This is a genomic window from Abiotrophia sp. HMSC24B09 (assembly GCF_001815865.1).
Taxonomy (GTDB): domain Bacteria; phylum Bacillota; class Bacilli; order Lactobacillales; family Aerococcaceae; genus Abiotrophia.
Genome location: NZ_KV822210.1, coordinates 72472 through 98365, shown reverse-complemented (window position 1 = coordinate 98365; position 25894 = coordinate 72472). Strand labels below are relative to the sequence as shown.

Annotated in this window: 24 protein-coding genes; 3 read left to right on the top strand and 21 right to left on the bottom strand. The window is 45.9% G+C overall.

The genetic code is table 11. The features are described from left to right. Nucleotides 1–1007 precede the first annotated feature (1007 nt). A complete protein-coding gene (gene metA / locus HMPREF3093_RS06725; RefSeq protein WP_070756230.1) occupies nucleotides 1008–1937 on the top strand; it encodes a homoserine O-succinyltransferase in 930 nt (309 codons plus the stop codon). A 53-nt stretch (nucleotides 1938–1990) separates the two neighbouring features. Here the strand turns inward: metA and HMPREF3093_RS06720 are convergent, their stop codons facing one another. The 3 genes from HMPREF3093_RS06720 to HMPREF3093_RS06710 all read right to left on the bottom strand — a co-directional run bounded on the left by HMPREF3093_RS06720 (nucleotide 1991) and on the right by HMPREF3093_RS06710 (nucleotide 5582). After that, nucleotides 1991–3280: a hypothetical protein gene (locus tag HMPREF3093_RS06720; protein ID WP_143227678.1), complete on the bottom strand. Its 1290-nt coding sequence runs from the start codon at nucleotides 3278–3280 to the stop codon at nucleotides 1991–1993. Between the two features lie 225 nt (nucleotides 3281–3505). Then, nucleotides 3506–4633, bottom strand: coding sequence for a phosphotransferase enzyme family protein (locus HMPREF3093_RS06715; RefSeq protein ID WP_070756228.1), 1128 nt, complete (start codon nucleotides 4631–4633; stop codon nucleotides 3506–3508). Between the two features lie 25 nt (nucleotides 4634–4658). Then, the gene (locus tag HMPREF3093_RS06710; RefSeq protein ID WP_070756227.1) at nucleotides 4659–5582 is read right to left on the bottom strand and encodes a nucleotidyltransferase family protein; all 924 of its coding nucleotides are present in this window, start codon (nucleotides 5580–5582) and stop codon (nucleotides 4659–4661) included. A gap of 249 nt (nucleotides 5583–5831) precedes the next feature. On the opposite strand from HMPREF3093_RS06710, the gene HMPREF3093_RS06705 reads away from it, so the two are divergent. Then, the gene (locus HMPREF3093_RS06705) at nucleotides 5832–6779 is read left to right on the top strand and encodes a glycosyltransferase family 2 protein (RefSeq protein WP_070756226.1); all 948 of its coding nucleotides are present in this window, start codon (nucleotides 5832–5834) and stop codon (nucleotides 6777–6779) included. Nucleotides 6780–6805: 26 nt separating this feature from the next. Here HMPREF3093_RS06705 and pcp read toward each other — a convergent pair whose 3' ends face one another. From pcp to HMPREF3093_RS06685, 4 genes are all read right to left on the bottom strand, one after another. After that, nucleotides 6806–7453 (bottom strand): pyroglutamyl-peptidase I, encoded by a 648-nt coding sequence (gene pcp, locus HMPREF3093_RS06700; RefSeq protein WP_070756225.1) that lies wholly within the window; start codon nucleotides 7451–7453, stop codon nucleotides 6806–6808. A 16-nt stretch (nucleotides 7454–7469) separates the two neighbouring features. After that, nucleotides 7470–8393 carry a DUF979 domain-containing protein gene (locus HMPREF3093_RS06695; RefSeq protein ID WP_143227688.1) on the bottom strand — a complete coding sequence of 308 codons (924 nt, stop codon included), beginning with the start codon at nucleotides 8391–8393 and terminating at the stop codon, nucleotides 7470–7472. 5 nt (nucleotides 8394–8398) lie between these two features. Continuing rightward, nucleotides 8399–9073 (bottom strand): 5-oxoproline transporter, DUF969 family subunit, encoded by a 675-nt coding sequence (locus tag HMPREF3093_RS06690; RefSeq protein ID WP_070756223.1) that lies wholly within the window; start codon nucleotides 9071–9073, stop codon nucleotides 8399–8401. Between the two features lie 171 nt (nucleotides 9074–9244). Further along, complete coding sequence (locus HMPREF3093_RS06685; RefSeq protein WP_070756222.1) at nucleotides 9245–10354, bottom strand: hypothetical protein; 1110 nt, start codon at nucleotides 10352–10354, stop codon at nucleotides 9245–9247. 481 nt (nucleotides 10355–10835) lie between these two features. Between HMPREF3093_RS06685 and HMPREF3093_RS06680 the strand changes: the two genes are divergently transcribed. After that, nucleotides 10836–11921 (top strand): aminotransferase class I/II-fold pyridoxal phosphate-dependent enzyme, encoded by a 1086-nt coding sequence (locus tag HMPREF3093_RS06680; protein ID WP_070756221.1) that lies wholly within the window; start codon nucleotides 10836–10838, stop codon nucleotides 11919–11921. Between the two features lie 36 nt (nucleotides 11922–11957). On the opposite strand, the gene HMPREF3093_RS06675 is transcribed toward HMPREF3093_RS06680, so the two are convergent. The 14 genes from HMPREF3093_RS06675 to purR all read right to left on the bottom strand — a co-directional run bounded on the left by HMPREF3093_RS06675 (nucleotide 11958) and on the right by purR (nucleotide 25878). Next, entirely contained in the window at nucleotides 11958–13118 is a 1161-nt protein-coding gene (locus HMPREF3093_RS06675) for a low temperature requirement protein A (RefSeq protein WP_070756220.1), read from the bottom strand. A 73-nt stretch (nucleotides 13119–13191) separates the two neighbouring features. Continuing rightward, entirely contained in the window at nucleotides 13192–14280 is a 1089-nt protein-coding gene (locus HMPREF3093_RS06670) for a D-alanine--D-alanine ligase (protein ID WP_070756219.1), read from the bottom strand. Between the two features lie 20 nt (nucleotides 14281–14300). After that, nucleotides 14301–15050, bottom strand: a complete 750-nt coding sequence (locus HMPREF3093_RS06665) for a hypothetical protein (protein ID WP_070756218.1) — start codon at nucleotides 15048–15050, stop codon at nucleotides 14301–14303. 60 nt (nucleotides 15051–15110) lie between these two features. Then, nucleotides 15111–15683 carry a LemA family protein gene (locus HMPREF3093_RS06660; RefSeq protein ID WP_070756217.1) on the bottom strand — a complete coding sequence of 191 codons (573 nt, stop codon included), beginning with the start codon at nucleotides 15681–15683 and terminating at the stop codon, nucleotides 15111–15113. 142 nt (nucleotides 15684–15825) lie between these two features. Beyond that, nucleotides 15826–16074: a type B 50S ribosomal protein L31 gene (locus tag HMPREF3093_RS06655; RefSeq protein ID WP_023391311.1), complete on the bottom strand. Its 249-nt coding sequence runs from the start codon at nucleotides 16072–16074 to the stop codon at nucleotides 15826–15828. 154 nt (nucleotides 16075–16228) lie between these two features. After that, a complete protein-coding gene (locus HMPREF3093_RS06650) occupies nucleotides 16229–16747 on the bottom strand; it encodes an acyl-CoA thioesterase (RefSeq protein WP_070756216.1) in 519 nt (172 codons plus the stop codon). Nucleotides 16748–16764: 17 nt separating this feature from the next. Then, on the bottom strand, nucleotides 16765–18204 hold the full coding sequence (gene proS / locus HMPREF3093_RS06645; protein ID WP_070756215.1) for a proline--tRNA ligase: 1440 nt from the start codon (nucleotides 18202–18204) through the stop codon (nucleotides 16765–16767). A gap of 336 nt (nucleotides 18205–18540) precedes the next feature. Beyond that, the gene (gene lepB / locus HMPREF3093_RS06640) at nucleotides 18541–19143 is read right to left on the bottom strand and encodes a signal peptidase I (RefSeq protein ID WP_023391315.1); all 603 of its coding nucleotides are present in this window, start codon (nucleotides 19141–19143) and stop codon (nucleotides 18541–18543) included. Between the two features lie 135 nt (nucleotides 19144–19278). Continuing rightward, nucleotides 19279–20187: a hypothetical protein gene (locus HMPREF3093_RS06635; protein ID WP_070756214.1), complete on the bottom strand. Its 909-nt coding sequence runs from the start codon at nucleotides 20185–20187 to the stop codon at nucleotides 19279–19281. A 200-nt stretch (nucleotides 20188–20387) separates the two neighbouring features. After that, nucleotides 20388–21260 (bottom strand): hypothetical protein, encoded by an 873-nt coding sequence (locus HMPREF3093_RS06630; RefSeq protein WP_070756213.1) that lies wholly within the window; start codon nucleotides 21258–21260, stop codon nucleotides 20388–20390. A gap of 220 nt (nucleotides 21261–21480) precedes the next feature. Beyond that, nucleotides 21481–22458, bottom strand: a complete 978-nt coding sequence (locus HMPREF3093_RS06625) for a hypothetical protein (RefSeq protein WP_070756212.1) — start codon at nucleotides 22456–22458, stop codon at nucleotides 21481–21483. Between the two features lie 30 nt (nucleotides 22459–22488). Further along, on the bottom strand, nucleotides 22489–23484 hold the full coding sequence (locus HMPREF3093_RS06620; protein WP_070756211.1) for a ribose-phosphate diphosphokinase: 996 nt from the start codon (nucleotides 23482–23484) through the stop codon (nucleotides 22489–22491). A gap of 18 nt (nucleotides 23485–23502) precedes the next feature. Then, the gene (gene glmU / locus HMPREF3093_RS06615; protein ID WP_070756210.1) at nucleotides 23503–24873 is read right to left on the bottom strand and encodes a bifunctional UDP-N-acetylglucosamine diphosphorylase/glucosamine-1-phosphate N-acetyltransferase GlmU; all 1371 of its coding nucleotides are present in this window, start codon (nucleotides 24871–24873) and stop codon (nucleotides 23503–23505) included. Between the two features lie 126 nt (nucleotides 24874–24999). After that, nucleotides 25000–25878 carry a pur operon repressor gene (gene purR, locus HMPREF3093_RS06610; RefSeq protein WP_070756209.1) on the bottom strand — a complete coding sequence of 293 codons (879 nt, stop codon included), beginning with the start codon at nucleotides 25876–25878 and terminating at the stop codon, nucleotides 25000–25002. Nucleotides 25879–25894: the final 16 nt, after the last annotated feature.

Below are 25894 nucleotides of genomic sequence, written 5' to 3'. Positions count from 1 at the left end.
TAGACGCGTCAAAATAGAAAAGTAATCGGTAAGCCCCTAAACTTCCTATTTGACTGAAGATGCTCCACCCAACTGTACTTTTACCTTCCCCTAAAGGGAAAAGCACTAACTGAGCCATCTATCATCAATAGTAACCAATAATTAAAAAGGTTGCGCTAGCCTGTTGCTAGCTATGGTACCTTGACTATCTGACCAAGATCCCTCAATCTTAGTGGTCTACGATAGGTGCCAAGGCGAGGTATCTTCCGCCTTTTCAAAAGGCAACCTCAGATAATGTGAACAACGGGAGAAAGTCTCCACTCCATCCGAATAGTGAGTTCACTATTCATTGCAACTACCAATTAGTGGCTATCACTTGTCCCGCCTCTCTCGCCTACTCACATATTTTGTCACCATTTACAACGCGCCGCAGTTGCTTGACAAAGTTAGTTTCTGTTAGCCGATCTCGCCATCGGGCGAGAAAAAGAACCATAAGTAGCTAAAGATTTAGGTTTCTACCAAACAAGTGATTGAAGTAATTGATATCACCCGTTGTCACACTCATCTTAAATTCGAAATGACTCATAGTAAAAGAACTACTTCCCCTCTGTTCTAAAAGCAGTCGCTTAAAGCACTTAGTTATCTCGAATTCGAAATAATTATATCACGTCAATGACATTTGGTCAATACATTGATTTTCATAATCTTTTCCTAAATAAATAGAGATTCGTTTCACTAAATATTCGGAATAAGCTGAACTTTCTTAGAATATTCTCTAAATGTATTCTTATTTTTTATTTCCAACTTAATAATAGCACCTATTTTATATGTTTTCTTTCGCCTTTTATAAGATAAATAGCTATTTATACCCTATATTTTTTATTTATCCTACATATTTATAGTTAAAAACTATAGATACTCCTATAAAATCAATATAGCCAGATGATTGACCCTTGCCCGCTTTAGCCCTTACAATAAGAGAAAAGCTCCTTTACTTGATAGGAGTTATCGCGTAAGGAGGTTGCCCTTTGCCTATTCGTATTGCTGATGGCCTACCCGCCAAACAAGAATTACTTCATGAAGGTATCCAGGTCATGGAAGAGCAGACAGCACAGCGCCAGGATATTCGCCCGCTTAAAATTTTGCTCCTCAACCTCATGCCCAAAAAAGAAGAAACTGAACTTCAATTTCTACGCCTTCTAGGTAGCCAACCTCTGCAAATTGAAGTTGACTTCCTCCAGATGTCGAGCCGTAAGTCCAGCCACACCAATGCCTCGCACTTGGAGAAATTCTACTACCAATTTAATCAAATCCAGGACCGCTATTATGACGGCTTAATCGTGACGGGAGCTCCAGTAGAGCACCTTGACTTCGAAGACGTCACCTACTGGTCGGAACTCCAAAGCATCTTCGACTGGTCTAAAAACCATGTCTTTTCTTGCCTCCATATCTGCTGGGGGGCGCAAGCAAGGCTCTATACCGACTATGGCATCACTAAACATAGCCTACCTATTAAGCTCTTTGGTATTTTTAGTCATGAATTGACCCAACGTCACCATCCCCTAACACGAGGAATGGACGACTCTTTCTTGGCGCCACAATCACGTCACACAGGTATTGACGAAGCGAGACTGGCCCAGCACCCAGAGTTAGATGTACTGGCCACTGCACCTGAAACAGGCACCCTATTGGCCGCCTCTAAGGACAATCGTCAGATTTTTGTCACGGGTCATATGGAATACGACGCCTTAACCTTAGATCAGGAATATCGACGAGACCTCGGTTCTAATCCCCAAGTTTGCCTACCTCTGAACTACTATCCGCAAGACCAAGCGGATTTACCGCCCCAACATCGTTGGCGATCTAGCGCTTATCTCTTCTTCCATAATTGGTTGAACTTGGTTTATCAACAAACACCTTATGATTTAACCAGGCTTGATGACCAGTCAGCCAAATAAACCTCCGAACACAGCAAGAGCCCTCCCCTAAGTGGGAGGGCTGCTTTTTGTGCTTATTTAAGGACAGTCCCGTCTGCTAAGGTGATGGTGTGGCCATTGAAGTTGATCGTGCCGTTGTTGGTTAAGCTAGTCAAGGTGACATCCCCAGTTAAGTTCCAAGTCGCCCCTTCTTCTACTGTGACCACTGCATTATCCGCAACTGCCGTACCCCCATCTGCGTTATCGACGATTTTGATGGTGCCGGTAAAGTTGGTGCCTTTGCCTAAGGTCCAATTCAAGGTAGAGATGGTATCGACCTCAATTGCGCCTTCCAAAGTTTGATTTTGGGTTGTCATGGTGACGTTAGCGCCATTGGCACCGGCAGTCCCCCAACCATGGCTAGCATCATTCCCTAAGACAGCTAAGAGTCGACCTTCTGTATCCAGGTTTTTGATGGTGACATTGCTTAAGTTAATGTCAGCATGCGTGTTGGTGACATAGATTAAATCGCCATTGTTGCTAATCAAGTTCCCATCCGTCATGGTGAAGGCAGCTTTACCGACTTCAGCATCCCCAGACATAGACTGGTAAATCATGACATTGTGGACATTGGTATCAGAGCTGCTACCTTTGGTATCACTCATATTGCCTTCAACTGTCGCATTCTCTAAGGTAATCGAGTTTTGCCCTTCGATTACGAGGGCTTCAGAGTTCTGAGCTGTGAAGGTCCCATTTTTAGCTGTAATATTGGCCGTTGAGTAAATGGCTGGTGAGTTGTAACCTTTAGAAGTATAGGTCCCGCCATCAACCACTACTGTGCCACCACCCCGGTCTGACCGGACAGCAGCTGCTGAGTTCCCGGCTGTCTCGACGGTCAAGTTGGTCGCACTCATAGTCGCGCCCCCTGTCGTCTGAATCCCACCAGAGTTGTCAGCCGTGGTTGTAATGGTCGTATCCGCTACATTCACCGTCGTGCCTTGGCCATAGGAGAAAATCCCATTCCCGTTTTGAGCGCTGGTATTAACGGTCGCATCTTTGATGGTCACGGTGGCACCATCTGTTGCTAGTAAGCCAGCATTCATCCCGTAGAAGTCACCGTCTTCTGTGTTAGAGCTTGCTCCTGCTGTCTTATCCACTTTGACGCCTGTTAAGGTCACTTTAGCATTACTTACTCTGAGGGCATTTTCATCATCACCAGTAGAGCTATACTGAGTATCGGTCACAGTGCCGTCCTCGGTAATTTCAGTAGCAGTCGTCCCTTGATTAACGGTGCCAGATCCACCAAATCCTCCGCCTCCACCTGGAGGTGCTTGAGGTGGTGCTGCCTGAACTTGAACAAGTGGGGTATTAAGCGTCAGCGTCATGAGACTGGCTTGCGCTAAGATAAAAGCAGAAGTAGTGAGTGCGGCAATTTTATGTAGTTTTTACATCTTAATCATCCTTTCGTCAACTCTTTTGTTTTAGTTGATAGCTTAAGTATAGGATGCTTACTTAAAATCTACTTAAAGCCATAAAAACTTTTTTGACTTATTCAATGCCAAGCAAAAATGCCGACTCAGTCGGCATTTTCGAGTCTCATTTATTAGTGATTAGCGACTTTGAGCCGCGCGCGCTACAATGGCTTTAAGCTCTGGCCATTGAGCTTCCATCTGAGCCACTAAGGTCAACTGGGTAGCTGTCCGATCCAAATTCTGACCTGGACGGCTGGTGCCATAATAGATATCGCCATTGAGGTAGTCGGTCAGGAATCGAATCCCCTGCTCCAAGGTAATGACCCGTGCCCCCCAAGGCAGCAATTCAATTTCTAAGGTGGTTAGGCGATCCCCCATCCCCTTCAAAAAGCCGCGCGTATAGACTTCAAATAAATGGGCATCAAATTGGACCTTGCTCAAATCCGACTCGTCTTCCATATTATGGTTGGCCCCAAAGCGAATGGCATCCCCATAATCGAAGAGCACCAGACCTGGCATAATGGTATCCAAGTCTACGATACAGAGGGCCTGGCCAGTGCTAGCATCCATGAGAATATTATTGAGCTTGGTATCATTGTGGGTCACGCGCAGAGGTAATTGGCCTGCATCTAGCAAGTCATAGAGCAGGTAGCAATCAGATTTGCGGGCTCGTACAAAATCAATCCATTCCTGAACCTCTGCCACACGTCCCGCACGGTCTTGGGCGATGGCCTCTTCAAACTGAGCATAGCGATGACGAGTATCATGGAATTTGGGAATGACTTCAGTCAGCTGGCTAGCATCAAAATCATCTAAATCAGCGGCAAAAGCCCCAAAGGCTTGGCCAGCCCGATAGAACTCGTCCTCATTGGTGACTTGTTCAATGCTGAAGCTATCCTTAATAAACTCATAGATGCGCCAATAGGTCCCATCTTCCAAGCGCGTATATGGTAAGCCCTCACGATTAAGCACAACCGTCAAGGTTTCCCGTTCGGGGTCGCCACCACGGCGACTGATAATTCCCTTCATATAATCTGTCACGGCCAAGATATTCTGCATAAGTCCGGGCACATCTGGGAAGATAGACTGGTTGATTTCTTGGAGGACATACTCCCCTTGCCAGCCTTGATGATTCCCTTGTTGGATGCGGTAGGTTTTATTAATCAGGCCGTTGCCTAAGGGCTCTAGGGCAAGCAAGTTCCCTGGTAAATCATAAGCTTGATAGGCCAAGTAGGCCGGCGAATCGGTCGCTAGAACGGTTGACATATGCTTCACTCCTTTTACTGCTATCCTAAACTTCTGGCCACAAGGGGCTTGGGTACACACCTGACTGAGTCAAGCTTTCAATGGCTTCTACCACTAAAGGTTTGTCTTCTTGATAGGTGACCCCAAACCACTGGGATTGGGTTTCTAAAATCTTGACTCTGGCTTGGTCAGACTTAATTTGTTTGCGAACTACACTTGGTAGGTAGTACTCACATTTATCAGGTTTAGTCCGAAGACCCTTCTCCAAGAACTCTGGTAGATAGCCTTCAATAACTTGGATGAAAGCTTCGGGGAAGCCCCAGAGGTTCATGGACACAATGGTTTCTGGATCTACATCCACCCAGTTTAAGCCGTCTTGCGTATAGTGAATCCCTTCTGGATAGGCTTCAATCTGAGTCTGCTCTTCGATTTCAACTAAGTAGCCTGACTCATTAATCTGGCAAAGGCCACGCGAAACCGCCCCGTTAGCCGAGATAGTTTTCTTGAGAGGATAACCCACCATACTATAACGTGGATTACGATAGGTCTGCATTTTAACCAAATAATCATAGACTGATTGGAAGGCATGCCGGCCATAGAAATCATCGGCATTAATAACCGCAAAAGGCGCGTCAATCAGGTCTCGCGCGCACCAAACCGCATGGGCGGTCCCCCAAGGCTTGGTTCGGCTAGTCGGCACAGCAAAACCCGCCGGTAAATCTTCTAATTTCTGATAGGCATATTCTACTGTCATATATTGTGCTACACGGTCGCCAACTTGGGCCTTAAATCGTTCGGCCATGTCGGGTTTAATGATAAAAATAACCTTCTTAAAGCCTGCTTCTTTCGCATCATAGAGCGAATAATCCAGCATAACCTCCCCTCTTGGTCCGACTGAATCAAGCTGTTTGAGGCCACCATAACGACTGCCCATTCCGGCTGCCATGATGACCAGGATTGGTTCTTTCATCTGTAAGACTCCCCTAACACCCCTAGTGGGGCGATATTCTATTCGCTATCCATCATCGAATGGATGCCAACTTTATTTTAGCATATTTTGAACTGTTTGTAAGCTATTTCATTTGAGCTAACATAATTTCTCCTCAGGCATTTTTATCATCACTTGATACAAGGACCAGGCGCAGGCTTTCGCCACAAACCTCGCAATAGTAAGGTCTCTGTGCTATAATAGTCACGAGATAGGATAGGAGGAATCAGCATGTTATCTATTATTGTGCCCTGCTACAATGAAGCAGATGCCATCCCATATTTCTTTGCTGCGACCGAAGAAGTGATCACAGGCCTTGGCTGCCAAACAGAATATATTTTTGTTAACGACGGCTCAAAGGATGAGACCCTAACTGTCCTACGTAACTTACATCAAAAGCATCCTGACAGAGTGAGATACCTCTCCTTTTCTCGTAATTTCGGTAAAGAAGCCGCCATTTTTGCTGGACTCAAAGCCTGTCGTGGTGACTACATCACCTTAATGGATGCTGACCTACAAGATCCACCGGAGCTCCTTCCACAGATGTTTGAACTTATCCAAAGCAAAGAGGTAGACTGCGTCGGGACTAGACGGACTACCCGCAAGGGTGAGCCACCCATTCGTAGTTTTTTCGCCCGTCTCTTCTACAAAATCATCAATCGCATTAGCCAGACCGAAATCGTAGATGGGGCGCGCGACTATCGCCTAATGACTCGCCAAATGGTGGACGCCATCTTGGAATTATCAGAATACAATCGCTTCTCCAAAGGCTTATTCAGCTGGGTGGGCTTTGATACAATCTACCTAGAATTCGAGAACCGTGACCGGGTAGCTGGCCAAACTAGTTGGAACTTCTTCCAATTGCTGCGTTACTCCATTGATGGCATTATTAACTTCTCCGAGGCTCCTTTGACCTTAGCCTCCATTATGGGGACCATCACCTGCCTAATTTCAGCCTTTTTCTTAGTTGTTATTATCGTAAGAGCCCTTCTCTTCGGCGACCGAGTGGCTGGTTGGCCTTCAATTGTCTCCATCATCCTCTTCTTCTCAGGTATCCAACTCCTATCTTTAGGGATTATCGGTAACTATATCGGTAAAATCTTTATGGAAACCAAACGGCGTCCAATCTATATCATTAAGGAAACAGAAGCAAGTTCAGACAAAAAAAATGAAGCCTAACCCTGGGTTGGCTTCATTTTTTGTTATTAATGGGTTTCGCCGCCCACAAGTCGAGCATCCGTCTTGCCTTGGTAGGCCACAAGAGTCTCTAAGCAGACCGTCAGTCCCTTAACAATATCAGCTAAAGCCATAGAGGCTTGACCCGGCTTGTCTACCACTTGTTCCGTCACATAAGGGACATGAATGAAGCCCCCTTGAGTATTAGGATGATGCTTAGCCAGATAATAGAGATTCTGATACATAATATGGTTGCAGACAAAGGTCCCAGCCGTGTTAGATAGGCTAGCAGGCAAGCCCGCTGCCTTAACTGCCTCTACCATGGCCTTAACCGGCAAGGTCGTAAAGTAGGCTGGCGCCCCGTCAGCTTGAATGACTGTATCTAGAGGTTGTTGGCCCTTGTTATCAGCGATTCGCGCATCATCCACGTTAATGGCTACCCGTTCAGGCGTAATGCCAAAGCGACCGCCCGCTTGACCGACGCAGACCACCGCATGGGGTTGGAGCTGCTCAACTGCTTCAAAGAGGACTTTAGCCGAATCACCAAAAACGGTTGGAATCTGAACCGTCACAATCTCAGCACCCTCAATTTCCTTAGGTAAGCGACTAACGGCTTCCCAGGCGGGGTTAATGGCTTCTCCGCCAAAAGGATCGAAACCTGTTACTAAAATTTTCATAAGTTGATCTCCTATTCTAATATGCCATAAAGTAAATCAAGGCAATGTGCAAGACAATCATGACAAGCGCAACAGGAATTTGCTGCTTGATGACGCCATTCGGGTCTTTCATTTCTAAGAGAGAAGCAGGCATAGAGTTAAAATTGGCTGCCATCGGTGTCATCAAGGTCCCACAATAGCCCGCTGTCATAGCTAAGGTGCCGGCTACCACCGGATTAGCTCCCAAAGCGAAAACAAACGGAATCCCAATCCCTGCCGTAATTACTGTAAAGGCTGCGAAGGCATTCCCCATAATCATGGTGAAAATTACCATCCCTAAAACATAGGCTACTACACCTAACAAACGATTCTCCGCTGGCACCACTGAGGCTACAGCTGTCGAAATCAAGGTTCCTACTTGTGCCTTGGTAAAGATAACTCCCAGAGCAGCAAGTAATTGAGGCAGAATGATGGTTACCCCCATTTGTAGCGTCATCTGAGTGGTCCCATCATAGACTTCTTTTGGCTTAGGACGTAACATAATCAAAGCAACCGCCAAGGAAATTAAGCCACCAATTACTAAAGGCGCTTGCCCCCCTAAACCTTTAACATTGTAAACTAACAAGACGGCAACTAAGGCCAAGGTCAGAGAAGGCAAGAAAATCCATAAGCCATAGCGCTTAGCACGTTCCTCCTTCACAGCATCGGACACCGTATGAAGACTAGGAGTAGTCACTTGCTTAGTCACAGTTAAAATCGCCATGACTACTAACAGAACCCCTACTATAAATGGTGGCAAGTAAGACCCAAAGGCAAAAATAACCCCTAAGAGACTCCAGAAGATGGTAGCCCCCAATCGAGTCTTACTATCTGAGCGATAAACATAGAAGGCTGACAGGAAGAAGATTACCCCCGCAATGTAATAAGCGAATTCTAAAATCAGATCACGTACTGCAGTGATTTCCATTATTTTCTCCCCCTTCTATTCAGACTTTGCTGCCAGTATGCCATATAGAGTGCTACCACGATTAAGCTAGCAATCCCTACAGTCAGAGCTGTGTTGGCAACATCTGTTGCCGCCGCATCATAACCTGCTTCAGTTAAAGTAGAAATAATCAGCAAGACCCCTGAAGAACCGACAAAGATATTTTGAGAGTAGAAGTTGGCGATATTTTCTACGGCCGCACATTTACCCTTAATAGCGTCAACCTCCTCATCGCTTAAATCATCGCCGCATTTTTCTCGCACAGTGGCGTCGGTCATAGGATAAATCAAGGGGCGAACGAACTGAACATGTCCACCCAGAGGGATATGGAAGGCTAGGGACACCTCACGAATCAAGACATAGGTATAAAGCAAAATAGGTGCCGTCAAGCCCTTGAGCTTACTAATCAGATGCTGGGCTTGTTGACGCAGGCCGAAGCGCTCTACCATAGCAATCATAGGAATTGGAATCAAGAAGATGGTGACCAAACGGTTCTTGACGAAGTTCTCCCCCAAGAGAATTAGCGCCTCTTGCCAGTTAATACCAGCCACCAAGGCTGTGGATAGGGCTGCTACAATTAAGACCGCCATGGTATCCAACTTAAGCGAAAAACCAAGGACAATAATAACAATACCAATTAATATGAACCAGTTCATACTGTCACTCCTTTCAAATTGTTTAATCTAAATATAGCGATTATCCTGCTCAAAGTAAAGCTTTTCCGAACAAAAAGCGCCTACTATATGTAAACGTCCGTTTTTTTAGTCCTGTATTCTGACTTAACCAAAAACCTCAAGAATCGGTTTAGTAGCCGATTCTTGAGGTTCTTAATTATTGCTGGTTTGTTCTGCCTGGATTTTCTCTTCCAGGTAATCAATAATGCGAGCTTCCTGCTCCTGGGCTCTAAGATTATGGGCACGAGGTAGTCGTTTCTTAGCTTGCGCCAAATGCTCCAGAGCCGTTACCATATCACCCTTGACCCGCCAGTGATAGGCGGCCTGGGCCGTTGAATTTTCTGGTCGCTTGGTTTTCAGCATGGCCACTAAGAGTGGATCTTCCAGTAAGGTCGTAATCAGGGGATCTTCCGGATGTTGTAGGCTAGCCGCAAAAAATAAGAGACGCAAGATTTCCTGACGATAGGGCGTCACCATATCCTCCCGTTCCTGGTAGATTTTCTTAGCCAGGATATAGACTTCTTCGAACTGACCCTGATCCACTAGTTGCTCTAAGTCATAGAAAATCGTAGCATCAGTCAAGAAGTTCGTCTCATTAATAGTAACACGCCGTAGATAGCGATATTTCTCATCATAAGACTTACCACGATTGGCCCAGTAATTATCTTCTAACATTATGAAGAGAACCAGGCGGTTTAATTCACTTTTGCTCAATAAAAGTAAGTTTTTGCCATCATTAAAACTCATGGGAATGGCGTTAGTCAGGCCCATTAAAATCCCTAGACTAGCAAAGACAAAGACATAGATATTAGGCCAGAGCCAATAGGCCCAGACACTAGTCAAAATATTGGCCAGAAATCCACCCGCTAAGTAGAGCCTAAAGGGAAAATGTTGACTTTGATAGCGTGGTGGGCGCATCAAACATTGGCCACCTGTTCCGGCCACATGTTGCCAACGAAACTTAAAGCCACCTGACTCAGATTTTTCCAATTTTAAATCCATGACCCGGAAACTAACAAATTTATAACCCGTCAGCAGACCACCAAGCAAATGGCCCCCTTCATGAATAATAATATGTAAAATCGTGCTCACTATAAAGGTCGCCAGCAAATAGGTAATGGACACATGACGTATCTGATTGGCCAGTGAAGAACCGAAGAAGCGCCCAATCAGCAAGCCAACTGCAGCACCGACTAAAAGACACAAGACTAAATAGCCTAGCTGAAGCCAAACCCAAGATTTTTTTGTATTTTTTTGCGCCATTATAGTGCCTCCCTTTCAGTCCAATTGGTCACCAATATAGTCTCTATTATACTGGATAGCCCCTAGTGGTTCAAGGTCAAGAATTGCCACCGAGAGGTAATAATATGATTAAAGCCCATGACAGTCATATTAGTCGACTCAGGACAAAATGGCTCTGTTGACAGGCTTCTGCTTTCGTGTTACACTGAGGCAAATACTACTTCGATGACGAGATGAGTAAGTCAAGCCACGGTCTATAGAGAGCCCTAGTTGCTGCAAAGGGGTGGCCACCTTGACCCAAGATGACCTCTGAGAATTTCACTGTTTTTCAGCCAGTGAGACGTTCGCAACGTTACTGCCAAGTCTTAGACTTACCAAGGTGCTTGCTGTGAGGCAAGTACAAAATCGGGTGGTACCACGAAGATTCGTCCCGGCGCGCAGGCCTTTTCCTGTGCGTCGGGCTTTTTCTTTGACCTATTAATCCATAAAGGAGTTGACCCTGATGACCCATCGCGACACTCAACTAGCCCAACTGGGCAACCGACAAGATAAACAAACTGGCGCGGTCTCCCTGCCTATTCACCTGTCTACCGCCTACGCCCATCCCGGTTTGGGCCAAAGTACAGGCTTTGACTATACCCGAACCAAAAACCCTACTCGTACGGTCTTAGAAGAAGGCCTGGCTGCCCTCGAAGGTGGCGCCCAAGCAGTGGTGACCTCTTCTGGTATGAGTGCCATCCAACTAGTCCTGGGCCTCTTCCCAGCTGGCAGTCAATTCCTGGTAACACGAGACGTATATGGGGGCAGCTTCCGCTACTTCGATAAGCTCCAAGCGCAAGGCTTCTATCAATTTACTTATTTCCAAGATTTTGAAGACTTGACCTCCTTAATTAGCGACCAAGTAGCTGCTGTCTTCGTCGAGACACCTACCAACCCGCTAATGCAGGAAATTGATTTGGCGGCTGTGGCCCAACTCTGTCAACACCACCAAACACGCCTTATCGTGGACAACACCTTCTTGACGCCCCTACGTCAACGTCCCCTAGAATTAGGGGCTGACCTAGTCATTCATTCAGGCACCAAATACCTGACTGGCCATAACGACATCTTGGCTGGTGTGGTGGTGGCCAAGGATGCTAGCTTGGGCGAGCAACTAGTCTGGTTGTCCAACACAACAGGCCCAACCTTGTCACCTTTTGACTGTTGGCTCTTTATCCGCTCACTTAAAACCCTGTCCCTGCGATTAGACCGGCAAGAAGCCAATGCTCAGGCCCTAGCCCAAGCCCTAAGCCAACACCCGCAAATCAAAGAAGTACTCTACCCTGGTCGCGGTGCCATGATGTCCATTAAGATTCAAGATGCCAGCAAGGTAGACAGCTTCTTACGCGCTCTCAAGGTCTTCACCTTTGCGGAGAGCTTAGGGGGTGTCGAAAGCTTCATCACCTATCCAACCACCCAAACCCATGCTGACATCCCGCAAGACATTCGCGAGTCTTATGGTTTAACAGCCGACTTACTACGAGTATCCGTAGGGATTGAAGACCCGCAAGATTTAATCGCAGACATTATTCAGGCCCTCAATGCCTAAGAAAAAGCGAAGTGCTTCTGCACTTCGCTTTTCTCATTAGAATTTGAGGTTTTGACGAATCCAGTCTCGTCTATGAAGATAACCCACACGCATCATGGCATACTCCATAAGGGCAATAACAGAGAAGAAGATCCAAATGCTGTCCCGGAAGTACCAAGCCAAGCCTACGCCTAGAGCCAATAACCCTACATATTGTAATAGCAAGCGCCGGGTCAAACGCAGCTCTTCTTTGTTATAGCGAGAGGTTAAGAGTAGGCAAAGATGATAAATCACCAGGCCTAGCAAGACTAAGAAGGGGCTAGTCAAATAGGCTAAATCACTTGTTGTTAGCTCAATTCCAACCGTAAACATATTGAGTCCCATTAAGAGTACTAGATGAGCAGAAATTAAAAGGGTTGGACTATTCTTTTGGTTATGTTCCAAGGAAATGGCCGTTTGTGAGACATAATTAATAAAGGCTGCCCCCAGACAGGCAAAGGTCACAAGCGCTAGCCAGACATTCTGACTCAGAGGGAAAGTTCGAATTACACTAATAACAGCTTCCCCAAAGGTCAGAATCGTAATCAGCTGCATCCGCTCAACCAAATGGGGAAAGTTCATGGCATCATGATTGTTATAGCGCTCAATCCATAGAGGCACCCCTACAATCAAGAGATAGGCTAGCCCATAAACATAGACTCCCATCTCAACAGGAAGCACTGCGATAAGCGGCAAAGTCAATAAGAGAATGACGATTACGAAGACTATCAGACGCATTTGCATTGCCATATCTGGCGTGCAAACCTTATAGCGGCGACCATGCAGCCAGTACTGAAGCAAAATAATGGCATAAGCTAGGATTAATAAGCCATTAAATACAAAATATGTTGGGAGACTCAGCCCATTAAAATTAAGGATAGTCGTGCGCCATTCAGCATGCAAGTTGATGGCCAGATTACCGATGACTAACATGGACAGAATCAGGGAGTAAATATCATTACGGTCCCTGCGACTGTACTTATTCATATAGATATTTTGAGTAAACCATAGGCTCCAGAAACTAATGTTGACCACCACAAATTGGATGATATCTAAAGCTCCAATAGGCGAGTGCTCCCCAACGTGATGGAACATGCCCACCATAGACGAAGTGGCCATGACAAAGACCAAGTCATAAAATAATTCGTAGTTGGAAACGCGTTTGGCAGTGACTGACACAGCTAACTTCCTTTCTGATAAAGTTTTTGTGCGACAAAGAAAACCACACGGCATCTGCCATGTGGTTTTGTCTTTAACGACTTACTTGTTTATAAGCTTGCTTGTCTTCGAAGCTCTTAAGCGCTAACTGCAAGAGCTCTTCAATCAAGTCACGGGTATTAAGCCCGGTCGCTTCCCAAAGACAAGGATACATGCTGTAAGGGGTAAAGCCTGGCATGGTGTTAATTTCATTGATATAGATATCGTGGCTAGCCGTCACAAAGAAGTCAACCCGCGACAAGCCCTTGCCATCCAATGCGCGGTAGGCGCGTAGGGCATATTCTTGAATCTTGTCACTAATGGCGTCTGGCAATTGAGCCGGAATCTCCATTTCAACTGTGTTGTTGACATACTTTTCATCGTAGTCATAGAAATCAGCGGTCTTAACCAGACGGCCGACTACACTAGCGTGTGCGTCATCGTTGCCTAGAACTGCTACTTCGCATTCTTGAGCAGAAATCCCTTGTTCCACCACGATGCGACGGTCAAATTGCAGGGCTTTCTCTACGGCTGCACGCAGCTCTTCGGTTGTGGTGGCTTTAGAAATCCCCACGCTAGAGCCCATATTAGCAGGCTTTACAAAGAGCGGATAGAGCAAGTTGCCCTCGCAGCGATTCATCCATTCCTCAGGGGACTGAGCCCATTCACGAGAATCAAAGGCCACGTATGGCACTTGTGGTAAGCCAGCTTGGTGGAAAAGTTGTTTGGAAATGACCTTGTCCATACCGCAGGCGCTAGCAGTCACGCCAGCCCCGACATAAGGCATACCCAAGACTTCCAAGAAACCTTGGATGGTCCCATCTTCGCCGTTAGGCCCATGTAAGATAGGAAAGACAATGGTATCTGCTTCCTTAATGTCGCCAGGTTGAATTAAGGTCCCGACTGATTGACCCTCTGGCCCCTCAGCCCAACGTGCTTGCGGACCAGCGCTTAGGGCAAGTTGATTAGAGTGGCTAAGCGGACCTGATAAAGGAGCCCCCTTGAGCCAGTCTCCTTGCTTGGTAATATAAACTGGTTGTACTTCATAGTAATTGTACATGATGGACTGCATAATATTATGTGCTGAAATCAAGGAAATATCATGTTCAGCACTCTGCCCACCATAGAGTAAGACGATTTTCATGTAAAGTTCCTCCATCAATTTTAGATATTCAATACTAGGCGCCAATGGCTGGCACTAGTATCATAGACAATCTCCCCAATCTGCTCAGCCAAATTCTGATTCTGGGAGAGCAAGGTCAATTCATCTTCAATGACAAATAGGGGAACTAACCATTTTCCATTTAGGTAGTGAGCTTGCACAAAGTCTACTTTAATACCATTAGCAAATAAGGGAGCCAATTCCTCAGCTACGTGCGCAGGCAAAAGAGATACGGTCTGACGCTTAGAGAAGAAGAGGTTCTTATTCTCATTGACTAGCTCCGTCATGCGTTCGGTCATATTCCGAGCGAAGCGCGGGTAGAAGTCTTGAATATGCCGATAGAAGAGCTTGTTGAGCCCATTAGGTAAAGTGAGATAGACAAAGTTGTTCTGCAACTTATAGAAGAAAGCTGAGCGCAGGACATTGGAAGAGTGGAAGAGGTAAAGCAATTCCGCAATTTCCTGAGGAGTCAATTGATGCATGAGTTCAATGGATTCGAAGTCAATCCAGTTAGACATCCGCAGCTTCTGGGCTTGGACTGTCTCCATATACCGTAAGACTTCTGACCGTCCCCGCAAAATCTTGAAGTTGGTCTGCACATCAAAGCGACCAAAATTAGCCGGCGCTTCTGCCAAAATCAAGTTATTAGGTAAATTCTGTGCACTAAAGTCGTCACTAGTCAGACTTAGGGCCCGGGTCATCATATAGTTGGTAACCGAGTCATAATGCACATAGAGGTTAACCCGTTTCATCTCATGCCTCCTTTCCATGCTAGCTAGTAAGTCAATAATATAATGGGAGCAAGTTTAGACTTAGAAGCTTACTTTTGGTGCTTCTTTTGCTTCAGCTGGTGCTTGTAGGTAAGCCTTTGGTGCAAAGCCACTTAAGCCAGCTACCAAGCTGTTAGGGAAGGTTTGGATCCCAGTATTGTATTGGCCAATGCTTGAGTTGTAGATTTGACGTGCTTTGGCAATCAAGTCTTCGGTTTCTTCCAAGCTACGTTGTAAGTCTAAGTAGTTTTGGTTAGCTTTGAGCTCAGGATAAGCTTCTGCTACAGCCAATAAACGTGATAAAGCGCCTGTCAATTGGTTTGATAATTCGTTCTTTTGCTCAGGTGTTGCATCCATTGGCAAGTTGACGATTTGTTGACGTGCCTTCACTACGGCATCTAAGGTTTCACTCTCGTGTTTAGAGTAACCTTTGACTGTTTCCACTAAGTTTGGAATTAAGTCGTTACGACGTTGGAGTTGCACGTCTACTTGGCTGAAGCTCTCTTCAGACCAGTTACGTAAACGAACTAAACGGTTGTAGACAGATGCCCAGAAGACTACTAATAGGACCACAATCCCAGCAATAATCCCTAAAACAGTCCATAATGTACTCATAAAAAAACATCCTTTCGAATTTTAGTCTCGTCCTCTATTATAAGCCAAAAACCTTGTCTTGTCACGCTTTGCGAAAGATTGTTAAGTAAAATCAAAAAAGAGCCCCGAGGGGCTCTTAGTCTTCTGTGGATAGAATAGTGGCTTATTTGTTGAAGCCGTACTTCTTGTTGAAGCGGTCCACACGACCATCTGCTTGGGTGAATTTTTGACGCCCAGTGTAGAATGGATGTGAATCAGACGAAATTTCCACGCGGATTAATGGGTAAGTGTTGCCATCTTCCCACTCAACCGTTTCGTTAGAAGTTTTCGTTGAACCTGACAAGAATTTGTAACCAGTAGTAGTGTCCATGAAGACAACTGGTTGGTAGTTTGGATGAATATCTGGTCTCATTTATGAACTTCCTTTCTGCCCTAGGCTATTTGCTAGTCTAGAGTTATTTGTCTGCACTCGGTGCAACACTAATATCATACCTAATTCTCTGCCAAATGTAAAGAATAAATTTGGCCCTTAACTAGAAAAGCTAGCACCTGGCGTCAGACAGACCTTAGTGGATATCCCAGGGAAAATCTAAGTTGAGGCCTGACTGGAATTGAGCCGATGCTTGGCGTTCGGCCATGCGTTTGGCCTGGCGTTCTGGGTAGCCTGCGCAGACGAAAATTTCCTCTGGGCCCTCTGGCTGAATAGGGGCGACCTCAACCGAAGCCCCCGTCTCATCGATGGCCACAAAGGTCAAGAAGGCCGTCGCTGCTAAATAACGTTCCCCCGTCTCAAGTCGTTCCCCTACTACCTTGGCAAAGACTTCAACCGAGGTACGGCCGGTACCTGTGACAATGGTTTCCACACAGACGGAGTCAGACAAGTGCAGAGGCCGGATAAAGTTGAGCTGGTCCATCGAGGCCGTCACACAGAGACTGCGCGTATGGCGGGACACTGTAATACTGGCACAGTTATCAATGAATTCCATGAGCTGACCGCCATAGAGGGTTTGGTGCATATTACAATGGAAAGGTAGAATACGGTGGGTTTGCACCGCTCGTGATTCGCGGCAAAACTTAGCCTCCATCTTAGCTTCCTTCTTTCTTAGTAGGCCCGCGCCAACCATACGGTGTGTTTAGCCGGTTGGCCTGTCACGATACAGGTTGCTTTCTCTGGCACTTGACCTGCAAATGGAATGTTACGCGTGGTGAAGCCTGTTTCTTCCTTAATCTTGGCTTCGCTCTCTTCAGTGCCATCCCAACCTGCTAACACCCAACCAGGCACTTGGCCAGCTGCTCGCTTGCTTTCGATGTGGGCCTTGAGCTCGTCTAAGCTATTGATGTCCATATAGTAGTTGGCTTGGTTCATTTGGCGCGCCTTTTCTAAGAGTCGCCCTTGCAAGCCAGTCAATTCCGCTTGAACGCTCGCCAAGAAGTTGTCAAATGGCACGGCTACTTTGTCATCTAAGTCGCGAGCCTTCATCATGACTTGCGCATTTTCTAAGTCGCGTGGACCACACTCAATCCGAACTGGCACCCCGCGAAGTTCCCATTCATTGAATTTGAAACCTGGTGAGTTGTTGCTGTCGTCTACGCGGCAACGGATACCTGCAGCTTTGAGTTGTGCCTGTAATTCATGGATTTTGTCCAGAATGGCTGGGTTCTTTTGCCATGGGCCTACTGGAACGAAGACTACCTGAGTTGGGGCAACAGCTGGTGGCAAGACCAAGCCCTTGTCGTCGCCGTGAGTCATAATCATGGCCCCAATTAAACGAGTGGATACCCCGAAGGAGCTGGTGTGCGCGTAAACGTGCTCGTTATCAGTATTGAGGTAACGGATGTCGAAAGCCTCCGCAAACTTGGTCCCCATGTAGTGGGAAGTCCCGGCTTGAACAGCTTTGCCATCTTGCATCATGGCTTCAATGGAGAAGGTGCTCACTGCCCCGGCAAAGCGCTCAGAAGGTGTTTTCTCACCATCTACCACTGGCACCGCCAAGACACCTTCCACGACTTCCTTATAGATTTGGAGCATACGCATGGTACGGTCCAAGGCTTCTTGACCGTCAGCGTGAGCCGTATGGCCTTCTTGCCAGAGGAACTCAGAGGTCCGCAAGAATGGTAAGGTCTTCTTCTCCCAACGGAACACGTTGGCCCATTGGTTGATTTCGAGTGGTAGGTCACGGTAGGACTGGATCCAGTTAGAGAAGGCATCCCCAATAATGGTCTCAGATGTTGGACGTAAGGCCAAACGTTCTTCTAACTTCTCCCCTGCTGCTTCCGTTACCCATGGTAATTCTGGGCTAAAGCCTTCGATGTGATCCTTCTCCTTGTTGAAGAATGATTCAGGAATTAACATTGGGAAGTAGGCATTACGGATGCCCTCTTCCTTGAAACGAGCATCCATGGCTTTTTGGATATGTTCCCAGATTTCATAGCCATCTGGTTTAAAAATCATACAGCCTCGCACTGGCGAGTAGTCCATTAAATCTGCTTGTTGAATGGTTTGTAAATACCATTTTGAGAAATCTTCTTGTCTTGTTACCATCTGGTAAACCTCCTTACAAAAAATCGTGACTGTGCCCCATCCTTAATCAAGGACGAAGCACAGTCACTCCGCGGTACCACCTTGTTTGCCGACATAGACGCCGGCCAACTTATAGCCGATAAGGAGGCCAACCCACTTGTTCTCTTCAATAGTAGGTTCCAAGCCACCAGAGGGTATGCATCTTCCAGCCAAGGACGCACTCTCTAAAACCATAGGGACTGTACTAGTCTATTTACAGCTATAAATATACGCATTTTTAAGCCCTTTGTCAAGCTGTCCTCTGCTGGCTCCTAGCAAGAAAAAAGGTCCAGGACTGCGTCCCTGGACCTGACTCACTTAGCGGTTCACAATTTGCCCCGCATCATTTAATTTATACTTTTGCAAGAGGCCTAGGCGATTTAAAGGCCAATAGCTGACATCGGCTTCCCCTTCGACCGTGTTGGCATCAATAAAGCCAAAGGAACGGCCGTCTAGTGAGTTCTGACGGTTATCCCCCAAGACGAAGTACTTACCTTCTGGCACTGTGCTAGCTCCTGCAACTTGAGCTAGGGTGAAGTTTTGCGTGAAGTTGCCATTTGGATTGGCTGCCTGGTACTCCTTCACCTTCTCAGCTAAGTATGGCTCGTCAGTAGCCACGCCATTGAGGTAAAGTTTGTCGTCGCGCACTTCAATGGTGTCACCTGGCACGCCAATGACCCTTTTGATGTAACGTTTGCTAGGGTCGCTCGGCGCCTTAATAACTACCACGTCGAAACGTTCGATTTTAGCCAGTTTCCACATAAAGAGACGTTCATCATGTTGTAAAGTATAGTCCATCGAGTGTCCATCCACACGGAAGGACTCCACCACAAAATGACGCAAGGCGAAAACCGCCGCTACCATAATAATTAAGTAAACCAGGAATTCTAAGACTTCCTTGGCAATTGCTTTGATATTCATATTATCCCTCCAGGATTCATCTACCTCTTCATTATACCTTAAGGCTTAGAGGACAAGCAATCCTGAGCACTTTTGATGCTAAAATAAATCCTAGACAAGAAAAAGCTAGGACCAAGTCCTAGCCTTATTGCTTGCTTATTCTTCAGAAGATGAAGCGGAATTAGCATTGCCAGCCCCTGCTTCAGGTTCCTTGATATCAACTGGTTGGTTGTGGTTGCTTACAGTCACAGAGAAAGTCACATCCACTGTTTGTGGTGCGTCGTCGCCCTCAGCCAATTTAGGATTTACTTGAGCCACGTCTACATGAAGGACAAGGTTGAAAGCTTTGATGAAGTGAGTTTCTTTATCATAGCTCACTACCAAGCTAGGGTTCAATTCGAAGAACTTCTTGAAGTTCTCAGCAGTGAAGACCTTGCTGAAGCTTTCTTCGCTAACGTTTTGACCTGCTTGTTTAGCTTGGTCTAGAGCCGCTTGTTGCAATTTCTTGAAGAGGGCTTCGTGATCTTGATAGAACTTAGCACCATCAATGTTTTGTTTGAGGGAAACTTGATACTCGTCATCTTTTGCTTCCACATTGAATAATTCAGAAAGAGCTGTATTAAATTCTTTGTCTAACTCAGAATTTGTCTTAGCTACTTCTAAAAACTTGGCATAAGCTTTTTGGAATTCTTGTTTGTTGACGGAAACATCTGATACATGCCAGTCTTTGTCTCCTTCACGGAAGAAGGCTTTGGCACCTTTTACCACTGCCTCAAATTGGCCATTGGTGGTTGGTGGCAATTGTAAATCAAGTGAACCTTGGAGTTCAGCATTCTTAACATCCACGTCACCTGTTAGGTTAGCCGTTAAACTACGTGGTGTAGTCTTAGTAGTACCAATAACGGACAGGCTAGATTCCAAGTGGAAAGTCTCCAACTTGAGTGCTGCTTCGTTGGCTTGGGCCATCAAATCAGCGAAAGATGGGGCAGCATCTTGAGCTGCAGCGAAAGGTAATTGGCTAAAGAAAGCCAAGAAGACTACTAACACTTTGACTAATTTTTTCATTTTCATTCCTCCTCTTAGTCTCAGTTACATTGCAGGAGTTGACTAGTCAAACTCCTGTTAATTTTATGCTAACACTTTAGAGCTTAGACTTCAAGTCTTTCCTCCTATAAATCAGACATCAGTAGAATAACCATCGTTTTTTGCTAGCGACCAGTTAGCAAGCTACAAAAAAGCACCCCTAGGGGTGCTTTCATTACGGATTAGTGGTTTTCTAATTCGATTGGTTGGTTGTAGTCTTTAGCTTCTAAGTTAGCTTGCACAGCGATATTGCCTGGTGCACCTTGAGCTGATTGAGCTGGTAAGAAGTCAGCAGGTTTCAAGTTAACATCAAGGGTAACCTTAGAAACTAAGAAAGTAGATTTGTTGTAACGAATTTCTACTTTAGGGTTTGATGCAAAGAATTTTTCCATGGTATCAGCGCTGAAAAGCTTGTCGAAGGTTGCTTTTTGTTGATCAGATACAGATTGACCGTTAGCTTCTGATTGTTTTAAAGCTTGCTCCTTAACGCGTTCGAAGGTTGCTTTGTTATCTTCGTAGAATTTCTTCCCGTCGATGCCTTGTTTGAGGGCGTAAACATAGTCTTCGCCGTCTTCTTTGATTTCAAAGTATTGACCTAAAGTAGCTTCTTGTTCAGGAGTTAAATCCTTGTATGCTTCTTTCATTGCGTTTTGGAGAGCTGTCTTGAATTGGTTACGTTGCGCAGAGTAGTCTGCCTTTGTCCAATCTTTATCGCCAGTTTGAGTTGATAAGGTGTCATCTTTCAATTGGAAAGCTTGTTTCTGAGCAGATGGAGACAATTGGCTTGCAATCTCAACTTTACCTTCACCTTGAACGTTCTCTAAGTCTAACTCTGTTTCAAAGTTAACGTTAGCGAAGTTAACTTTAGTCCCGTTTTGGTCAAAAGCAACAGCTAAGTCACCTTTCAATTCTACAGACTTCACAGTCTTCAAAGCTGCATCTGCTTTGCTGAAGAGTTCATTCAAACCTACAGCGTGAGCAGTAGTAGCAGGGGTAGTAGCGAATACAGTAGCAGCTACAGCTGTTACAGCAAAAAATTTCTTGATGGATTTCATCATCATTCTCCTTTACGTAAAAGATTTTACATGTTCCTATTATAACGCGCTCAGCTCAAATTACAACCAAAAGCCCTCGATTTCATATAAATTTCATACTTTAGACCGAGAAAAAGCCCTTTATTCCGAACAAAACACAGGGTCTAAAGCAAGGAAAGTTCGTCCCTAGCCTTGGCTCTACAAAAAAAAGCAACCCCTAGGGGCTGCTAGAAAATTGTCCTTATTCTGAAGCAGAACTTGAAGAGCTGTCTTCACTTGATTCTGTCAAGCGACTTGACTCAGACTCTGAACCAGGTAATTTTTCTTCTGGCACTCTAATCTCGCGGCTCTCGTTGAAGCCGTCGAAGGTCATTTCTGCATTGTAGTAGAAGCTATAGAGACCAAATTGTTCAACTTCTTTGCTATCTAGGAAGTCTGTGAAGCGCAAGGTCACTTCCACCTTATAAGATGTCACCAGGTAGCTATCCTTAGCAAAATGAACTTCATAAACCGGCTTGCTTTCCAAGAACTTGCTTAAGGTCTCAGCACTATAGAAACGGTCAACTTGTGCCTTGTAGCTTGGCGACACTTTTTCGCCACGCTCTTCCATCTCATCATAGATTCGTTGCTTAAATTCATCCAAAGCAGCCTTGTTATCATCGAAGAGTTTCTTGGCATCAATATCATCGCGAAGACTAAGTACATACTCGCTATCTGTCTCAGTGAGCTTGAAAATTTGCTTGATTAGCTCATCATGTTGAGCCAAAGCCTTAACGACTTCGTCTTTGGCAGGGAAGTTGAAACCTTCACGCTCTAAAGTTTTCTTAAGATCAGCTTTTTCCGCGCTAGTGTCTTCCACTTGGGCAATGCGATCATCAATTTCATAGAAGGTTTGATTGTCCTTCACACCCCAACGAACATTGCGGAATTGCGGTAGGAAAATTGAATCAATGACCATTTTCAGATCAACGTTTAGGTTTTGGATATCAACATAACCATCGACTTGCACTTGGCCTAGGTCCATATGCTGGGTCTGACGATCAATAGCAGCCTTGAGCGTCCCTTGGGTGTGGAAGCTCTTAAGGCCGCGGTAGGCTTCATAGCTACGGCCTAAAAGTTCAGAGATTGCTAAATCTTCTGCTTGTACTTTAGGTAAAGAGATGAAAATCAGGGTCAGGGCCATTAAAAGAGCGGCCATTTTTTTGAAGAATTGTTTCATGGGGTTCTTCCTTTCTAGACTGGAATAGGATTAGTCTTCCTTGCTTAAATCTTCCAACTTGAATTTTTCTTGGAAGAGTGGACTTACTGAACGGTTTTCGTGGATACGCTTGATAGCTTCCCCGACTAAGTTGCCGACAGAAATGGTTTGGAGTTTGTCTAAGTGGCGACCTTCTGGTTGTTGGATAGAGTCAGTCACGATGACTTCTTTGATTTCAGATTCATCTAAGCGCTCGACAGCTGGACCAGATAGGACAGCATGGGTACAGCAAGCATAGACGGAATCAGCACCCTTGTCTAGGAGGGCGGCTGCCGCTAAGGTAATGGTCCCTGCGGTATCAATCATGTCATCGATAATGATACATTTCTTGCCTGCCACATCCCCGATAATGTTCATGACTTCAGAGACATTAGGACGCGGACGGCGTTTGTCGATAATGGCAATCGGCGACTTGAGGAAGTCGGCCAGTTTGCGAGCCCGCACTACCCCACCGTGGTCAGGAGAAACAACCACGACATCTTCCCCGAAGAGGCCTTTTTCTAAGAAATAGTCAGCTAAGAGTGGCACCCCAATTAAGTGGTCCACTGGGATATCGAAGAAGCCTTGAATTTGCGGTGCATGCAAGTCTAAGGTTAAGACACGGTCTGCCCCGGCAATAGTAATCATGTTAGCAACTAATTTAGCGGTAATTGGTTCACGCGACTGAGCCTTACGTTCTTGACGCGCATAGCCGTAGTATGGCATGACTACGTTAATAGTCTTGGCACTTGCCCGGCGTAAAGCGTCAATCATAATCAAGAGTTCCATCAAGTTGTCGTTGACTGGGTCAGAAGTCGACTGCACGATGTAGACGTGCGCCCCCCGAATACTTTCTTCCACGTTGACCTTGACTTCACCGTCTGAAAAACGCGAAATACTAATTTTCCCTAGTTCTAAACCAACTGCCTCTGCAATCTTCTCTGCCAAAGGACGGTTTGAACTCAAAGAGAAAATCTTCAACTTCGGATCTTTATAATGTTTACCCACAATGGTTCCTCCTAAAAATTACTTTTTGCTAAATTTTTGCCAATAGTTGGGAATGTTGTCTTGCTTGACACGGGAAATGGCCAAGGCTTGATCTGGCACGTCGCGTGTCACGGTGGTACCCGCCGCAATAAAGGTTTGGTCGCCAATCTTAACTGGTGAGACAATGTTAGCATTACAGCCGATAAAGGCTTGGTCACCTACAGTTGAACGGTGCTTCTTCTTGCCGTCATAGTTGACGAAGATGGTGCCGCAACCGATATTGATATCACGACCTAGGTCAGCATCGCCAATATAGGTTAGGTGGCCTGACTTGACGCCTGCCCCTAAGGTAGAGTTCTTGACTTCGACGAAGTTGCCGATATGAACATCTTGGCCTAGGTGGCTATTTGGTCGCAGGTGGGCAAATGGTCCCACAGTAGCACCAGTGGCGACCGTCGAAGACTCGATAACGGATTGGGTCACAGATACGCCATCCGCTAATTGGCTGTCATGGATTTCAGTATTGGCCCCGATTTGGCACTGAGCCCCAATACGGGTTTGGCCCTTGAGGCTAACATTAGCTTCCAAAATGGTATCTGAACCAATGACCACATCGGCTTCAATATAGGTTGAAGCTGGATCTATCATGGTCACGCCTTGGCGCATATGATATTCATTAATGCGGCGGCGCATAGATTGGGTCGCTTCCGCTAGGGCTACTCGGTCGTTAACCCCAATGGCTTCGGTCTCATCTGCCATAACGTAAGCAGCTACAGTCCGCCCTGCTTGACGGGCTAGAGCAATGACATCCGGCAAGTAGTATTCGCCTTGGGCGTTGTCGTTGCCGACACGTTTGAGGCAATCAAACAATAATTGATTGTCGAAGACATAGGTCCCCGTGTTGAATTCACGAATCAGCGCCTCTTGCTCTGTGGCATCCTTCTGTTCCACAATCTTCAGAACTTGTCCCTCAGCGTCACGGACAATCCGTCCGTAACCTGTCGCGTCTTCGGTAACAGCGGTCAAAATGGTTGCCCCTGCCCCTTGCGCTTGATGATAGTCAAAAAGGGCCGATAAAGTCTCAGCAGTTAAGAGCGGTGTATCACCACAAATCACCAGAGTGCTGCCCGCTAAATGTCCCAAGGCAGCTTCTGCCTGTAAGACTGCGTGGCCTGTCCCTAGTTGTTCTGCCTGTAAGGCATAGCTAGACTTATCGCCCAAGTAGGCTTGTACAGCTTCCGCTCCATGCCCCACGATGGTGACGATTTGATTGACACCGCTGGCTTCAACCGCTCGCACCACATGGGCTACCATAGGCAAACCACACACGGGGTGTAGCACCTTATAGAGGGAAGATTTCATGCGTGTGCCCTTCCCTGCAGCTAGAATGACTGCCATCCGATTCTCCATTCATCATACTCCTTTGCTTACTACGTACGACATGGCACGTTGATTTCGTAATCTACCGATACTATTATACCGATTTCAGGCGCAGATATCCAATCGAATTATCTTTTTTTATCAATTTGTTATTTTCTAGTGTAGAGACGTTGTGAATGGTTCGAAAGCCTCTCCTTCTGTGAAGAAGCTGCCAGGTTCCGTATAGAGCTCAAAATGTTCGATTTCTGGGTTATAGACCATTTGAATCTTCATCAAGGACTCGTGAGGTGGCAATTTTTGCTTTTCTTGGTCCGTATTCTCCGCAAAGACACAGACACCGGCTAGCTGACACTCAAATTCATCCAGCATAGACAAGAGACCAAAAATAGTCCCCCCATTGCGGAGGAAGTCGTCAACAATCAAAACCTTACTTCTAGGCGCTAAGGCTAGTTTGGATAGCTCCATCTTGTTGACGGTTTGCAGAGAGCCAGATAGATAGCTAATAGAAATAGTTGACCCTTCAGCGTCACGTGAGTCACGACGCACCACCACGTGAGGGACATTGAGATAGCGAGCAACAGCGACTGCCAAGCCAATCCCCTTGGTCTCAATGGTCATAACAGCATCCACGCCACTACGTTGGTAACGAGAGGCAATCAACTTACCTAAACGGTTAAGAATGTCAGAATCTTGCAAGACATCGCCCATATAAATATAGTTGCCAGGCAGGACCCGCTTGCCGGACTCCATTTTCTTAGCGACACGCTGAAAAAGATCCTTCAAGTCACGATCTTGAATGGTGGGGTAGAAGATAATGCCGCCGGACACCCCTGCTACAGTCCGAATATCCCCTAAATCATTCTCTTGGAAAACGTCACGTACAAAGTTAATATCTTCACTGATTGAGGACTTGGCAGAATCAAAGTAGTCTGCAAAGAAGGACAAGGTGACTAGCTGATTGGGATGTTCCATTAAGTACTGGCATATGAAAACAATCCGATGATTGCGTTTAAATTTCTTGGCTTCTACACCCATGATACACAACTCCTTT

What these genes read in the sequence shown, in the direction of transcription:
- HMPREF3093_RS06710 (WP_070756227.1), bottom strand. Translation starts at nt 5,582, where the DNA reads ATGAAAGAACCAATCCTGGTCATCATGGCAGCCGGAATGGGCAGTCGT.
- HMPREF3093_RS06660 (WP_070756217.1), bottom strand. Translation starts at nt 15,683, where the DNA reads ATGAGTACATTATGGACTGTTTTAGGGATTATTGCTGGGATTGTGGTC.
- HMPREF3093_RS06630 (WP_070756213.1), bottom strand. Translation starts at nt 21,260, where the DNA reads ATGAAATCCATCAAGAAATTTTTTGCTGTAACAGCTGTAGCTGCTACT.
- HMPREF3093_RS06720 (WP_143227678.1), bottom strand. Translation starts at nt 3,280, where the DNA reads ATGACGCTGACGCTTAATACCCCACTTGTTCAAGTTCAGGCAGCACCA.
- HMPREF3093_RS06670 (WP_070756219.1), bottom strand. Translation starts at nt 14,280, where the DNA reads ATGAAAATCGTCTTACTCTATGGTGGGCAGAGTGCTGAACATGATATT.
- HMPREF3093_RS06705 (WP_070756226.1), top strand. Translation starts at nt 5,832, where the DNA reads ATGTTATCTATTATTGTGCCCTGCTACAATGAAGCAGATGCCATCCCA.
- HMPREF3093_RS06690 (WP_070756223.1), bottom strand. Translation starts at nt 9,073, where the DNA reads ATGAACTGGTTCATATTAATTGGTATTGTTATTATTGTCCTTGGTTTT.
- glmU (WP_070756210.1), bottom strand. Translation starts at nt 24,873, where the DNA reads ATGGAGAATCGGATGGCAGTCATTCTAGCTGCAGGGAAGGGCACACGC.
- pcp (WP_070756225.1), bottom strand. Translation starts at nt 7,453, where the DNA reads ATGAAAATTTTAGTAACAGGTTTCGATCCTTTTGGCGGAGAAGCCATT.
- HMPREF3093_RS06650 (WP_070756216.1), bottom strand. Translation starts at nt 16,747, where the DNA reads ATGGAGGCTAAGTTTTGCCGCGAATCACGAGCGGTGCAAACCCACCGT.
- HMPREF3093_RS06625 (WP_070756212.1), bottom strand. Translation starts at nt 22,458, where the DNA reads ATGAAACAATTCTTCAAAAAAATGGCCGCTCTTTTAATGGCCCTGACC.
- HMPREF3093_RS06715 (WP_070756228.1), bottom strand. Translation starts at nt 4,633, where the DNA reads ATGTCAACCGTTCTAGCGACCGATTCGCCGGCCTACTTGGCCTATCAA.
- proS (WP_070756215.1), bottom strand. Translation starts at nt 18,204, where the DNA reads ATGGTAACAAGACAAGAAGATTTCTCAAAATGGTATTTACAAACCATT.
- purR (WP_070756209.1), bottom strand. Translation starts at nt 25,878, where the DNA reads ATGGGTGTAGAAGCCAAGAAATTTAAACGCAATCATCGGATTGTTTTC.
- HMPREF3093_RS06680 (WP_070756221.1), top strand. Translation starts at nt 10,836, where the DNA reads ATGACCCATCGCGACACTCAACTAGCCCAACTGGGCAACCGACAAGAT.
- HMPREF3093_RS06635 (WP_070756214.1), bottom strand. Translation starts at nt 20,187, where the DNA reads ATGAAAAAATTAGTCAAAGTGTTAGTAGTCTTCTTGGCTTTCTTTAGC.
- HMPREF3093_RS06655 (WP_023391311.1), bottom strand. Translation starts at nt 16,074, where the DNA reads ATGAGACCAGATATTCATCCAAACTACCAACCAGTTGTCTTCATGGAC.
- HMPREF3093_RS06685 (WP_070756222.1), bottom strand. Translation starts at nt 10,354, where the DNA reads ATGGCGCAAAAAAATACAAAAAAATCTTGGGTTTGGCTTCAGCTAGGC.
- HMPREF3093_RS06665 (WP_070756218.1), bottom strand. Translation starts at nt 15,050, where the DNA reads ATGAAACGGGTTAACCTCTATGTGCATTATGACTCGGTTACCAACTAT.
- lepB (WP_023391315.1), bottom strand. Translation starts at nt 19,143, where the DNA reads ATGAATATCAAAGCAATTGCCAAGGAAGTCTTAGAATTCCTGGTTTAC.